Source organism: Pseudooceanicola spongiae (assembly GCF_014899185.1).
In the GTDB taxonomy this organism is placed as follows: domain Bacteria; phylum Pseudomonadota; class Alphaproteobacteria; order Rhodobacterales; family Rhodobacteraceae; genus Pseudooceanicola; species Pseudooceanicola spongiae.
This window is the reverse complement of record NZ_CP045201.1, coordinates 2,684,609-2,697,377: the sequence shown is the minus strand read 5'-3', so window position 1 is coordinate 2,697,377 and position 12,769 is coordinate 2,684,609. Positions and strand designations below refer to the sequence as shown.

Sequence of the window (12,769 nt, the reverse complement as noted above, 5' to 3'; positions counted from 1 at the left end):
CAAAATGCTGGGACAAATTACGACGATTGTGGGGGCGATGGACCTGCTGGGCACCTTTGTCTTCGGGCTGAGTGGCGCGATGCTGGCGGTGCGGCGGGATCTGGATCTGTTCGGCATTCTGGTGTTGTCGCTGGTGGCGGCAACTGCGGGGGGCGCGCTGCGGGATATGCTGATCGGGGCGACTCCGGCGGCGTTTCTGAGCGATCAGAGGTATTTCGTCGCGGCGCTGCTGGCGGGGGTGGTGGTGTTTTTCGGCCATGCGCAGATCGAGAAGCTGACCCGCCCGGTCATGGTGCTGGATGCGCTGGGGCTGGGGCTGTTTGCGGTGACCGGTGCGCAGAAGGCGCTGGCCTATGATCTGGGGCCGATGGGCGCGATCTGGATCGGCGTGCTGACGGCCTGCGGTGGCGGCGCGCTGCGCGATGTGCTGGTGGCGGAGGTGCCGAGGGTGCTTTGCGAGGAGATCTATGCGCTGGCGGCGCTGCTGGGGGCGCTGATCGTCGTGCTGGGGCATGGGGCGGGATGGCCTGCGGGGCTGACGGCGGTGTGCGGTGCGGCGCTGGCGAGCGCCTGGCGGATCGTCAGTGTCTATCGCGGCTGGCAGGTGCCGAGGGCGCGCAAGCGGTGAAGGCAGAGGGAGCTCTGCCCCCGCGCGCCGGGCGCGCCCCCCGAAGTATTTCGGGCAAGATGAGAGAGCGGGGGTGCAGGTGGTGAGAAAAACCTGAGGAAATTTGAAACCAAGCGGGGAGGTGGTCCGTAGTTGTCTGTAACCCGGGCCGAAAAGGTGCTGGGGAAATCTTGGAGGAGATGACTATGTTGAAACGTGTAGCCCTTGCCAGTGTCGTGTGTGTTGCCAGTGCCGGCGCGGCCTTTGCCTCGTCACACGATATGGGGGAGAACCCTTCGGTGGGCGGTGCTGCGATGATGGCGGACAAGACCATCGTTGAGAATGCGAGCATGGCGCCGAACCTGAGCACGCTGGTCGCGGCCGTGACGGCAGCGGGTCTGGGTGAGACGCTGATGGGGGAGGGGCCCTTCACCGTATTCGCGCCGACCGATGACGCCTTCGGGATGATCGACAAGGCCACGCTGGACAAGCTGTTGCTGCCCGAGAACAAGGCGCAGCTGACGCAGATCCTGACCTGCCATGTTGTCGGCGCCGAGGCGTTTTCGACCGATATCGCGGGCATGATTTCTGATGATGGCGGCATGCATGTGGTGCCGACCCTCGGTGGGTGCAAGCTGGAGGCCTATATGGAAGATGGCGCGCTGAAGCTGAAGGATGAGAATGGCCGTGTCGCGACTGTGACCATCGCCGATGTCGACCAGTCGAATGGCGTCGTGCATGTGATCGACCGGGTCATGCTGCCGGCTGGTCAGGCGGGCTGAGGACCGCTTCGCCAGGGTTTCGAGCCTGGTTGATGCGTTGAGAGGGCCGTGCGATGCGCGGCCCTTTTCGCATGTCCCGAGGCTTCAGGCGGGTTGTGGCAGCTCTGCGCTGAACAGGGGTTTGCCGTTGAGGCTGTGGCGTTCGGCCAGTTGGCGGGCGCGGGGACCTTTGATCAGGGGGCGCGCCGGGCTGAGGTGGGCGGGGTGGCCGGTGTGGCGGGTCAGGATGCTTGCCACCTCGTCGCGGGCGTTCGGGCCGATGCTTTCGAGGGCGAAGGCGCCGGTGTAGAAGGTTTCGCTGAGCGCGCCTTCGGCATGCACGACCTCGTGGCGGTCGAGAAGCAGGTGGAAATATTCCAGCGGGCGGGCGGCGGGCAGCGGCGCGTCGGGCTCGGTCGTGCCGCAGGAGGTGATGCCGGGCAAGCTGGCCAGAAGGCAGGCCGGGATCAGCACTTCGGGCACGCCGAACATGCGCTGGGCGATGACGGAGCGCACGAGGATGCGGTGCTGGGGCGAGACGATCAGCGCGCGCTCTGGCAGGCCGTCGCCAAGGGCGTGGGCGGCGATGCGGATCGGGCTGAGGGCGGGCCGGTTGCGCAGGGTCTGGGGGTGGAGTTTCCACCCGCCAATCCAGCGGATCGGTTGCAGACCATGGTCCAGCGTCATCAGAAGAGCGCAGGCGCGCAGGCTCTCGACGCGGCGCAGGCCTGTGTCGGTGAGCAGGCGGGTGCCGCGCGCGAAGCAGACCGGGGTGCTGTTGGTGGGGTCGGTGCCGGGCACCTGATCGGGGTTGGCGGTTTCGACCGACGTCGGGGCGACGGGCGGAAAGTTCTTGTCGAGCGCGTCGATATAGCTGTTCAAATCCGCGCCGCTGATCACGGGCGCCGGGCTGTAGAGCGTGCCGTTGTTGCCGTTGGCGGGGGGGATGCCGTCAAACAGCAGCTGGGTGCCGCCACTGTCGAGGCCAAGGCCACCGCCGCCCACGGCATCGCGGAACTCTTTCGGGCTGATCAGCCCGTCGCCATTGGTATCGACGATCCGCAGGGCGGCACCGTCGGAGGTGTTGATGGTTTCGCCCGGGCCATAGAGCGCAATGGTAACCAGCTGGGACTCGCTCGACGCGATCCCATTGGCCACGGTCGTCTTGAATGCCTGAATGAAGACGGGCATGGGCAACAACGCTTCGCATTGGTTAATCCTACCTTGCAGTAGCACATTTTACGCGGGCGACGCGGATTATTTTCGTGTCAGGCTGCCTCAGGCGGCACGCGTTTGTACGGCTTTCCAGCGGTTGGGGTGGGCCGGGCCGAAAGAACAGAGGCGTTCTTTCGGCCACCTGGGACGCCTCGGCCGGTACCGGCAAGGACGTGGCGCTGCCGTCGCGCGGCACTTCCCGCAGGGAAGGACGGGAGGGGACGGGCCGCGCGGTGGCACACAGGGGGAAGGGAAGCCTCTGCGGGGGAAGAGACGCCACCGGATCAGCCTGAGGTTTTGCGGAATTGAAAGTCAATGCGGGGCCGAGGCGGGCCGTCGCGGCGGGGTGAGGTGATCACCGGGGCGGCAGAGCGCAGCGCTCCTGCCCGTTTCTGCGCCGTTTACCGGGTGGTCAGGAGGGGTACTGGCGCGTGAACGCTTTGGCCCTAGCCGAGGAGGCGTCGTGCGATGACCTGCGCCTGAATTTCCGCAGCGCCTTCAAAGATCGACAGGATGCGGGCGTCGCAGAGCAGGCGAGAGACGGTGTATTCCAGCGCAAAGCCGTTACCGCCGTGGATCTGCAGGGCGTTGTCGGCGCAGGACCAGGCGATGCGGGCGCCGAGCAGCTTGGCCATGCCCGCCTCCAGGTCGCAGCGGCGGTCGTGGTCCTTCTCGTAGGCGGCGAAATAGGTCAGCTGGCGGGCGACCATGATCTCGACCGCCATCATCGCCAGTTTGCCGGAGACGCGGGGGAAATTCACCAGCGGTCCGCCGAAGGCCTTGCGATCGAGGGCATATTGCAGGGCGGTGTCGAGCGCGGCCTGTGCAACGCCGATGGCGCGGGCGGCGGTCTGAATGCGGGCGCTCTCGAACGTTTGCATGAGCTGTTTGAAGCCCTTGCCCTCTTCCCCGCCGAGCAGGTTTTCGCCCTTGATCGCGAAATTGTCGAAGGCCAGTTCGTATTCCTTCATCCCGCGATAGCCGAGGACCTCGATCTCGCCTCCACTCATGCCGGGGGTCGGGAACGGATCTGCGTCGGTGCCGGGGGTCTTTTCAGCGAGGAACATCGACAGGCCGCGGTGGTCGGTGCTGTCGGGATCGGTGCGCGCCAGCACGGTCATCACATGGGTGCGGGCGGCGTGGGTGATCCAGGTCTTGTTGCCGGTCAGGCGGTAGTTGTCGCCGTCCTTGCTGGCGCGGGTGCGCAGGGCGGCGAGGTCGGAGCCTGTGTTCGGCTCGGTGAAAACGGCGGTGGGCAGGATCTCACCTGAGGCGAGTTTGGGCAGCCAGTGGGCCTTTTGCGCCTCGGTGCCGCCGCAGAGGATGAGTTCTGCCGCGATTTCCGAGCGGGTGCCGAGGGAGCCGACGCCGATGTAGCCGCGCGAGAGTTCTTCGGAGACGACGACCATGGCGGCCTTGGAAAAGCCGAAGCCGCCGTGTTCCTCGGGGATGGTCAGGCCGAAGACGCCCATTTCGGCCAGCTCCTCGATGACGGACATCGGGATCAGCTCGTCCTTGAGGTGCCAGTCGTGGGCAAAGGGGGCGACCTTTTCGACCGAATAGCGGCGGAACTGGTCGCGGATCATTTCAAGCTCGGCGTCGAGGCCGGTGGTGCCGTAGGTGACGTTGCCCTGCTGCTGGACGATCAGTTCGGCGAGGCGGGTGCGGGCGGCTTGCGTGTTGCCGTGATCGCAGAGCGTGACGACGGCGGCGTTTTCCATCATGCGCATGTTGTCGCGGGTCAGGCCGAGGTCCTGCGGGCGCACGATCTCGCTTTGCGACATCTGAATGCCGCCGGTCATCTGCGACAGGTATTCGCCAAAGGCGATCTGGTGCAGCAGGGTGTCAAGTTCGGTGAAATTCCCTTGGGACGACAGGTTTTCGGCCCACTTCTGCATCTGGCGCAGGGCCTCGACATAGGTGGCGAGCCAGGCGAGGCCGTGGGTGGCGGTCTGATGTTCCTCGACCTTGCGGGTGGAGACGCGGCCATCGTCCTCGACCAGCGCGCGGGTCATCTGGCGGGCGGTTTCGAGCAGGAATTCCGCCGGGGCCAGTGCCTCGGCCGTCAGGATCAGCAGATCGGGCAGGATCGCGCTGTCTGCGCTCGGGGTGTGGGTGCCGTCGTGTGCCATGGGAAACTCCTCTCTCTCGCTTGAGGTCGGCATAGAGGCTTTGCAGGTGCAGCGCAATATAAATGCGCTGGGATGCGCATGCGTGAAGTAAAGTTACGTGACGAATTTTGGCTGGCGCTGCGGTTCGGGGGTGATAGGTCTGGCGCATGGACATGTTTTTGCCGGACTCTCTGACTTTGGTGGCTCTGCTGGGCTGTTTCGCCGTCGCGCTGGTGGCGGGGGTGGTGAAGGGCATGGTGGGATTCGCCATGCCTATGATCATGGTGAGCGGGCTGGGCAGCATCGTCGGGCCGGAGTGGGCGCTGGCGGGGCTGATCCTGCCGACGCTGTGCACCAACGGCTGGCAGGCGATGCGGGCCGGCCCGCGGGGCGTCTGGCAGGCCGTGGTGCGGTTTCGGGTGTTTCTGGCGGTGGCCTTTGTCATGCTGATCCTGTCGGCGCAGCTGGTCAGCGTGCTGCCGGCGCGCGCCATGCAGGTGATGATCGGCCTGCCCATCGTCGCCTTCGCGCTGAGCCAGCTGCTGGCCTATCCGCTCAAGCTCGGCTCGCCGCCGCCGCGCCGGGTCGAGGTGGGGGTGGCAATGCTGGCGGGCGGAATCGGTGGGTTCTCGGGCGTCTGGGGGCCGCCGACGGTGGCCTATCTGACCGCGCTGGAGACGCCGAAGCGCGATCAGTTGCAGCTGCAGGGCGTCATCTATGGCCTTGGCGCGGTGGCGCTGCTGGGGGCGCATATCGGGTCGGGCGTGCTGAGCACGACGACCGCACCGTTTTCGGCGGCTCTGGTGCCTGTTGCGCTGGTGGGCATGTGGATCGGGTTTCGAGTCCACGACCGGATTGATCAGGTGATGTTCCGGCGCGCGACTCTGGTGGTGCTGCTGATCGCGGGCGGCAATCTGCTGCGGCAGGGGCTTGGCCTGTAACTAGGACAGGAAGGTGCCGCCGAAGCAGAGGTCAACGGCCTCGGGCGCATCGGCCATGGGGACGACGGTGAAGCTCTGGCGCATGAGCACCTCATCGCCGCGATGCACCTCGAACGCCCAGAGGCCGGGCTGCATCTCGCGCTCGTATTCGAACTGGAAACTGCGCACGCCCCAGTCATCGCGCAGGTTCGGGTCCCAGCTTTCCTGCGTGATGTCCATCGGGCCATAGGGCGGATGCAGCACGACCATGCGGTAATCGCTGGCCTCGCTGCCGGGCGCGAGACGGATGCGCACGCCGAAGGAAATCCCCAGATGCGCGGGCACGGTGCGGCTGTTCAGGGCGACGCGCTGATCGCCGGCCATCAGCAGGATGTAGCCGCTTTCGGTTTCGGGGGCGGGTTCGGTGCCGACATGGGCGGAGGGGCAGTAGATCCCGGCCTCTTCCATCTCAAGCGGGGCGCGGATGAAGTCGCGGCTGGTGGCAGAGGAGGCGACCTCGGCCAAACCCTGTGACAGGGCTATGGTGGGCGCAAGCGTGCTGAGCAGCACTGCAAGTCTTGCCGCGGCGACAGGTGTCATGTCTTTCATCCCTCCCCTTCCCGGCGACCAGAGGGCGGCGGCTTTGCCTGCCCTGTCGCCCTGTTCTGCGGGGGCGCATGATCTGTTCCGGGGGCCATGGTGACCCATGACGCTTTCTCCGCCCATTTCATGCGGCGTGGTGACCTTTGCGTCAAGCGCTTGTGCCACTGTCACGTGAGGATATGGGCCATTCTGACCGGAATGGCGGGATGTTTTCCCTAAAACTTTAATGAATGACGGGTCTGAGGGCGGAGCAGGGGCCATCAGACGCAAAACGCCCCGCCGGGTGGGGCGGGGCGTTTGCGATGACTTGAGCCGTGGAGCGCCTTAGCCGATGGCGGCGGCTTTCACGTCTTCGTCGATATAGGGCAGGTACTGCTCGAAGTTCTCGGAGAACATGCCGACCAGTTTCGTGGCCTGCTTGTCGTAGGCGGCAGGGTCGGACCAGGTGCGGCGCGGATCGAGCAGGACGTCAGAGACGCCCGGCACGGCCACGGGCACATCGAAGCCGAAGTTGGCGTCCTTGCGGAATTCAGCCTCGTTCAGCGATCCGTCAAGCGCGGCGGTCAGCAGGGCACGGGTGGCCCGGATGGGCATCCGCTTGCCGGTGCCGAAGGCGCCGCCGGTCCAGCCGGTGTTCACCAGCCAGCAGGTGGCCCCATGCTTGGCGATCTTTTCCTGCAGCAGCTTGCCGTAGGTTTCAGGCCGACGCGGCATGAAGGGCGCACCAAAGCAGGTCGAGAAGGTCGGCTCGGGTTCGACCACACCACGTTCTGTGCCGGGGGTCTTCGAGGTGAAGCCGGACAGGAAGTGGTACATCGCCTGCGCCGGGGTCAGCCGCGAGATCGGCGGCAGGACGCCATAGGCGTCACAGGTCAGCAGGATGATGTTCTTGGGGTGGCCGCCCAGACCGGTTTCGGAGGCGTTCGGGATGAACTCCAGCGGGTAGGCGCAGCGCATGTTCTGGGTCAGGGAGCTGTCTTCGAAATCAAGCTCGAAGGTTTCCTTGTCGAAGACCATGTTCTCGATCACGGTGCCGAACATCGAGCAGGTGGCGTAGATCTCCGGCTCGGCCTCGGCAGAGAGGTTGATCGTCTTGGCGTAGCAGCCGCCCTCAAAGTTGAAGGTGCCACGATCGGACCAGCCGTGTTCGTCATCGCCGATCAGCGTGCGCGACGGATCTGCCGACAGGGTGGTCTTGCCGGTGCCCGACAGGCCGAAGAAGATTGCGGTGTCGACCGGGTTGCCGTTGGCGTGGTTGGCCGAGCAGTGCATCGGCATGACGCCTTTTTCGGGCAACAGGTAGTTCAGCAGCGTGAAGACGGATTTCTTGTTTTCGCCGGCGTATTCGGTGCCACCGATCAGGATGATCTTCTTGGCGAAGTTCATCGCGATGACCGTATCGGTGCGGCAGTCGTGTTTGGCCGGGTCTGCCTTGAAACTGGGGCAGTTGATGATTGTGAAATCGGAAACGAAGCCGTCCAGCGCGGCCAGATCGGGGCGGCGCAGCAGGTGACGGATGAAAAGGTTGTGCCAGGCGAGTTCAGTCACCAGGCGGACATTGATCGCATAGGCCGGGTCAGCGCCGCCAATGAGATCCTGGACGAAATAGTCCTTGCCCTGCATGTGAGCGAGCATGTCGGCATAGAGGGCATCAAAGCCTTCCGGCGACATGGCCGCGTTATTTTCCCACCAGATGTTATCAATGACATCGGGCGTTTTGACGACGTGTTTGTCCTTGGGAGAGCGGCCAGTGTATTTCCCCGTCGTGACCAGAAACGCACCCCCCTTGCCGAGCGTGCCTTCGCTGCGTTTCACGGCGGCTTCGACAAGCGCGGGCTCCTTCAGGTTGTAATAGACATTGCCCAGGCCGTTGATGCCTTGATCTTCGAGCCGGAAGTGCGGGTTGACCCGTCCTAATGCCATTTTCAAACTCCTGTAGCGCCGCTCCGTTGCGGCGATCCTCCTTTTCCGGGCGACGCGGTGGGGGCCCGGAACCGAGGCGAAACGTCTCGATAGAGGGGTCCTTAGCACGCTTGTTCCGATTGTGAACAGGTCGCTGGGGAAGGTTAGCGCAACCAATTTTGGTTTAGCGCAACCACCTGCGGAATGTTGCACATGCCAGAGCGGCCCGGACGCCGGCACCCGTTTGGACACATACGGTTTCCAGCAAATTCAGGAGATCATAAGACATTTTCGCCACAAAGTCTTTAGCCGCCGGGGCGAATCGTGTTTGGCGTTGCTTGTAAAGTCCTAAAAGGGGAATACTGACGGGAAAAATGAAGGCAGTTTGCGCAGGACGAGGATAGGCCCGATGTCGAAAATCGCCCTTGTGGACGATGACAGGAATATCCTGACGTCCGTCGCCATCATGCTGGAGGCCGAGGGCTTTGAGGTCGAGACCTACAGCGATGGTCAGGCCGCACTTGAGGCCTTTGAAAAGCGTCTGCCCGACATGGCCGTTCTGGACATCAAGATGCCCCGCATGGACGGTATCGACCTGCTGCAGAGGCTGCGCCAGAAAACCCAGATGCCGGTGATCTTCCTGACCTCGAAGGACGATGAGATCGACGAGGTTCTGGGCCTGCGCCTCGGCGCGGATGACTATGTGAAAAAACCCTTCAGCCAGCGTCTGCTTGTGGCTCGCATCCGCGCCCTGCTGCGGCGTCAGCAGGCTGTCGCAGGCGAGATGATCCCCGAAACCGAAGAGACCCGCGTGATCGAGCGTGGCGAGCTGCGGATGGACCCGCTGCGCCATCTGGTGACCTGGAAGGGGCAGGCCGTGACCCTGACGGTGACCGAATTCCTGTTGCTCAAGGCACTGGCCCAGCACCCCGGGTTCGTGAAAAGCCGCGATCAGCTGATGGACGTGGCCTATGACGAGCAGATCTATGTCGATGACCGCACGATCGACAGCCATATCAAGCGGTTGCGCAAGAAACTGCGCAGCGCGGACGAGGATTTCTGCGCCATCGAGACGCTCTACGGGATCGGCTACAGGTACAACGAAGACTGACGCGTCCCATGCCTGCAATAGACCCCCGACCCACCCTCGCCCCAGTGAGATTTCGCCGAAAGGACCAGCGTGCGCGATGAGCGGAGCAGACGCGCGGCGCCGCATCGGCAGGCCGCTTTCGACGGCCCCGGCGCGCAGGCCGGACGGGGAGGTCTGTCGTCGCTGACCCGCAGGATCGTCGTCTTCAATCTGGTTGCGTTGAACCTTCTGGTGCTCGGGGTGCTCTACCTCGGGGGCGGGCGCGACAGCCCGCTGACCCAGTACCGCGAGAGGATGGGCGTCGAGGCGGCGCTGATCGGCAATGTCCTTGAAGTGGACCCCGCGCCGCTGTCGCCCGGCGCTGTAGCGCAGCGGCTGGAGGCGATCACGCTCAGCCCGGGTCTGGAGCTGCTGGTGCTGGCGCCCGATGGGGCCGTGCTGGGCAGGCGATCTGGCGACGCCGGGGCGCAGGCCGAGGCGTCACGGACCTATGTTCTGGATGCGCTGGGGGGATTTTGGCGCGTCTTCAGCGGGGTGTTTCTGGGCGATGGGCCCCTGCCGGAGGGCCAGGATCCGCTTGGTCAGGCGCGCGCCATGATGGGCGGTTTGCAGCCGGGCGCTCCGCTCAGCCGGATCGCGGAGGGCGCGACGGGGCGTTTTGTCACAACGCTGATGGCCATCGCGCCGCAGGACCGGGTGCTGGGCGCCGTGGCGCTGATCAGCCCGCTGGCGCCGCTGGACGCCATGGCGCGCGCCCGGCAGGAGCGGGCGCTGCGGATCTTTGCCCTCGCCACGCTGGTCTCGACGCTGATGAGCCTGCTGCTGGCCTCGACCATCGCGCGGCCGCTGACGGCGCTGGCGACGGCGGCTGAGGTCGGGGGCAAGCGCGACCCGCAGCGGCCCGCGCCGGCGCGGGTGCGCATCCCCGATATGACCGCGCGCTCGGACGAGATCGGGCGGCTGTCGGGCGCGCTGCGCGGCATGGTCGCGGCGCTGTATGAGCGTATCGAGTCCAACGAACAGTTCGCCGCCGATGTCGCGCATGAGATCAAGAACCCGCTGGCCAGTCTGCGCTCGGCTGTCGGGACCCTGCGGATGGCCAAACGCGACGATCACCGCGCCACTCTGCTGGAGGTGATCGAACATGACGTGCGGCGTCTGGACCGGCTGGTCAGCGATATCTCCAACGCCTCGCGGCTCGACAGTGAGCTGGTCCGGGAGGAGGAGGAGGCCTTTGACCTGCTGGCGCTGCTGCGCAGTCTGACGGGCTATCTCGGCGGGCAGGCAGAAAAGCAAGGCATTGATTTCATGACGGATCTGCCCGAGGGAGAGATCACTCTGCGCGGGCTGGAACCGCGTCTGGCGCAGGTCTTTGTCAATCTGATCACCAACGCCATGTCCTTCTGTCAGGCGGGCGATGCGATCCGTGTCTGGGTGCGCAGGCGCGGCGCGCGGGTGCTGGTGGTGGTTGAGGACACCGGGCCGGGCATCCCCGAAGAGGCGCTGCAGAAGATCTTTGCCCGGTTCTATTCGCACCGCCCCGCGTCGGAGTTCGGCACGCATTCGGGCCTCGGTCTGGCGATCAGCAAGCAGATCGTCGAGGCCCATGGCGGCGTCATCTGGGCCGAGAACATGCGCGCGACGGGCACAGACCCCACGGAGGGTCCGCTGGGCGCGCGCTTCGTCGTCGGATTGCCGGTCTAGGGGGCGGATATGCAGGCCAAAGGCACCATCACGGCAGAGGCGGCGGCGCGCGAGGCGGGGCCGGTGATCCTGCATGCCAGTTGTGCGGCGCTGGCCGGGCGCGCGGTTCTGGTGCTGGGGCCGTCGGGCGCTGGCAAGTCGTCGCTGGTGCTGGAGATGCTGTCGCGCGGGGCCGGGCTGGTGGCCGATGACCGCGTGGTGCTGGCACGCGACGGCGCGGCGCTGATCGCGACGCCAGCCCCCGCGCTGCAGGGGCTGATCGAGGCGCGCGGCGTCGGCATCCTGAAGGCGGCGTACGCCGGACCGAGCCCGGTCACGCTGGTCGTGGATCTGGGAAAGGACGAATTGGAACGACTTCCGCCGCAGCGCAGCACTATTTTGCTGGGGGTTTCTTTACCATTACTTCACAATACTGGGACTGCGGCCTTTGCTGCCGCGATTCTGCAATGCTTGCGGGAAGGGCGCAGCGCATGAACACGCTATGCGCGAAGTCCGCCCCCGAACCCTTAACCTGACCGCCCTCATGCCCCATGAAACTGACCTCGCCAGCCTGACCCCGCGCCTTGTCCTTGTGACCGGGCCTTCCGGTGCGGGCCGCTCTACCGCCATTCGCGCGTTGGAGGACCTTGGCTTTGAGGCGATCGACAATCTGCCGCTGTCGCTGCTGCCGCGCCTGCTGGACGGGCCGCCGCTGCGCCGCCCGCTGGCGCTGGGGCTGGACACGCGCAACCGGGATTTCTCGACCGCGGCGCTGCTGGAGGCGCTGGACCGGATGGGCGCGATCGAGGGGCTGTCGCTGGAGCTCTTGTACCTCGATTGTCGCGCCGATGTGCTGTCGCGGCGCTATTCCGAGACGCGTCGCAGGCACCCTCTGGCCCCGGCAGAGACCCCCGAGGACGGCATTGCACGAGAATTTGATCTGCTGAGCGCAGTGCGTGAGCGCGCCGATGTACTGGTCGATACCTCGGAAATGACGGTGCATGACCTGCGCGCCGAGATGGACCGGCTGTTTGCACCGGTCACCGGGCAGGGTCTGGCGGTGTCGCTGCATTCGTTCAGTTACAAGCGCGGCCTGCCGCGCGGCCTCGACATGGTGTTTGACGTGCGGTTCCTGCGAAACCCTTACTGGGCACCAGATTTGCGCGCGCTGACCGGGCTCGACAGCGCGGTACAGGAGCATGTCGCGGGCGATCCGCGCTTTGCCGGATTCCTCGCGAAGGTCACGGATCTGACGCTGATGCTGCTGCCCGCCTACCTGGAAGAGGGCAAGTCGCATCTGGCCATCGGGTTCGGCTGTACCGGGGGACAACACCGTTCCGTCACTTTGGCGGAAAGGCTGGGACGAGCCCTTGCGGAAGAGGGCTGGCAGGTGTCAATTAGGCACCGTGAGCAGGAGCGGCGCAAAGCCGCGGGTGGTGTATCATGAGCATCGTCCGGCCAGCGGAAGGAAGCCCGGCATTGATCGGAATAGTGATCGTCGCACATGGCGGTTTGGCGCGTGAGTACAAGGCGGCGGTCGAGCATGTCGTCGGCTCTCAGCCGGGTCTGCAAGCCATCTCGATTGACAGCAATGACGACCGTGCCGGCAAGGAACGCGAGATCTGCACCGCCGCCGATGCGGTGGATCAGGGGCAGGGCGTCGTCGTGGTGACTGATATGTTCGGCGGATCGCCCAGCAACCTGTCGCTGCTGGCCTGTCGCCCCGATGACCGGCGGATTCTGTATGGCGTCAACCTTCCGGCCTTGATCAAACTGGCAAAGTCGCGCCATAAGTCTCTTCCTGAGGCTGTGCGGGATGCAACCGAAGCGGGTCGCAAATATATCGACAGCCGAAATTTGAGTGGAGGCTGACAGGG

At 65.2% G+C, this 12,769-nt stretch carries 12 protein-coding genes; 8 read left to right on the top strand and 4 right to left on the bottom strand.

Translation table 11 applies throughout. The features are described 5' to 3' along the window. Nucleotides 1–4 precede the first annotated feature (4 nt). Both F3W81_RS12685 and F3W81_RS12680 read left to right on the top strand, forming a co-directional pair. The gene (locus F3W81_RS12685) at nt 5–628 is read left to right on the top strand and encodes a trimeric intracellular cation channel family protein (RefSeq protein WP_226941673.1); all 624 of its coding nucleotides are present in this window, start codon (nt 5–7) and stop codon (nt 626–628) included. A 185-nt stretch (nt 629–813) separates the two neighbouring features. Then, nucleotides 814–1,389 carry a fasciclin domain-containing protein gene (locus tag F3W81_RS12680; protein WP_193079520.1) on the top strand — a complete coding sequence of 192 codons (576 nt, stop codon included), beginning with the start codon at nt 814–816 and terminating at the stop codon, nt 1,387–1,389. Nucleotides 1,390–1,473: 84 nt separating this feature from the next. Here the strand turns inward: F3W81_RS12680 and F3W81_RS12675 are convergent, their stop codons facing one another. Next, nucleotides 1,474–2,559 carry a Hint domain-containing protein gene (locus tag F3W81_RS12675; protein ID WP_193079519.1) on the bottom strand — a complete coding sequence of 362 codons (1,086 nt, stop codon included), beginning with the start codon at nt 2,557–2,559 and terminating at the stop codon, nt 1,474–1,476. A 470-nt stretch (nt 2,560–3,029) separates the two neighbouring features. Next, nucleotides 3,030–4,715, bottom strand: coding sequence for an acyl-CoA dehydrogenase family protein (locus F3W81_RS12670; protein WP_193079518.1), 1,686 nt, complete (start codon nt 4,713–4,715; stop codon nt 3,030–3,032). A gap of 146 nt (nt 4,716–4,861) precedes the next feature. Here F3W81_RS12670 and F3W81_RS12665 point away from each other — a divergent pair, with 146 nt between their 5' ends. Further along, nucleotides 4,862–5,635 carry a sulfite exporter TauE/SafE family protein gene (locus F3W81_RS12665; protein ID WP_193079517.1) on the top strand — a complete coding sequence of 258 codons (774 nt, stop codon included), beginning with the start codon at nt 4,862–4,864 and terminating at the stop codon, nt 5,633–5,635. Here F3W81_RS12665 and F3W81_RS12660 read toward each other — a convergent pair whose 3' ends face one another. Next, a complete protein-coding gene (locus tag F3W81_RS12660) occupies nt 5,636–6,214 on the bottom strand; it encodes a DUF3859 domain-containing protein (RefSeq protein ID WP_193079516.1) in 579 nt (192 codons plus the stop codon). Between the two features lie 327 nt (nt 6,215–6,541). Next, nucleotides 6,542–8,140, bottom strand: a complete 1,599-nt coding sequence (locus F3W81_RS12655) for a phosphoenolpyruvate carboxykinase (RefSeq protein WP_193079515.1) — start codon at nt 8,138–8,140, stop codon at nt 6,542–6,544. Between the two features lie 388 nt (nt 8,141–8,528). Between F3W81_RS12655 and F3W81_RS12650 the strand changes: the two genes are divergently transcribed. The 5 genes from F3W81_RS12650 to F3W81_RS12630 all read left to right on the top strand — a co-directional run bounded on the left by F3W81_RS12650 (nt 8,529) and on the right by F3W81_RS12630 (nt 12,764). Beyond that, nucleotides 8,529–9,230, top strand: coding sequence for a response regulator transcription factor (locus F3W81_RS12650; RefSeq protein ID WP_193079514.1), 702 nt, complete (start codon nt 8,529–8,531; stop codon nt 9,228–9,230). 69 nt (nt 9,231–9,299) lie between these two features. Next, nucleotides 9,300–10,913: a sensor histidine kinase gene (locus tag F3W81_RS12645; RefSeq protein ID WP_193079513.1), complete on the top strand. Its 1,614-nt coding sequence runs from the start codon at nt 9,300–9,302 to the stop codon at nt 10,911–10,913. A 9-nt stretch (nt 10,914–10,922) separates the two neighbouring features. Then, nucleotides 10,923–11,387, top strand: coding sequence for an HPr kinase/phosphorylase (locus F3W81_RS12640; RefSeq protein WP_193079512.1), 465 nt, complete (start codon nt 10,923–10,925; stop codon nt 11,385–11,387). Nucleotides 11,388–11,436: 49 nt separating this feature from the next. Next, entirely contained in the window at nt 11,437–12,339 is a 903-nt protein-coding gene (rapZ, locus tag F3W81_RS12635) for an RNase adapter RapZ (protein ID WP_193079511.1), read from the top strand. A gap of 32 nt (nt 12,340–12,371) precedes the next feature. Further along, nucleotides 12,372–12,764: a PTS sugar transporter subunit IIA gene (locus F3W81_RS12630; protein WP_193079510.1), complete on the top strand. Its 393-nt coding sequence runs from the start codon at nt 12,372–12,374 to the stop codon at nt 12,762–12,764. The last annotated feature ends 5 nt before the right edge of the window (nt 12,765–12,769 follow it).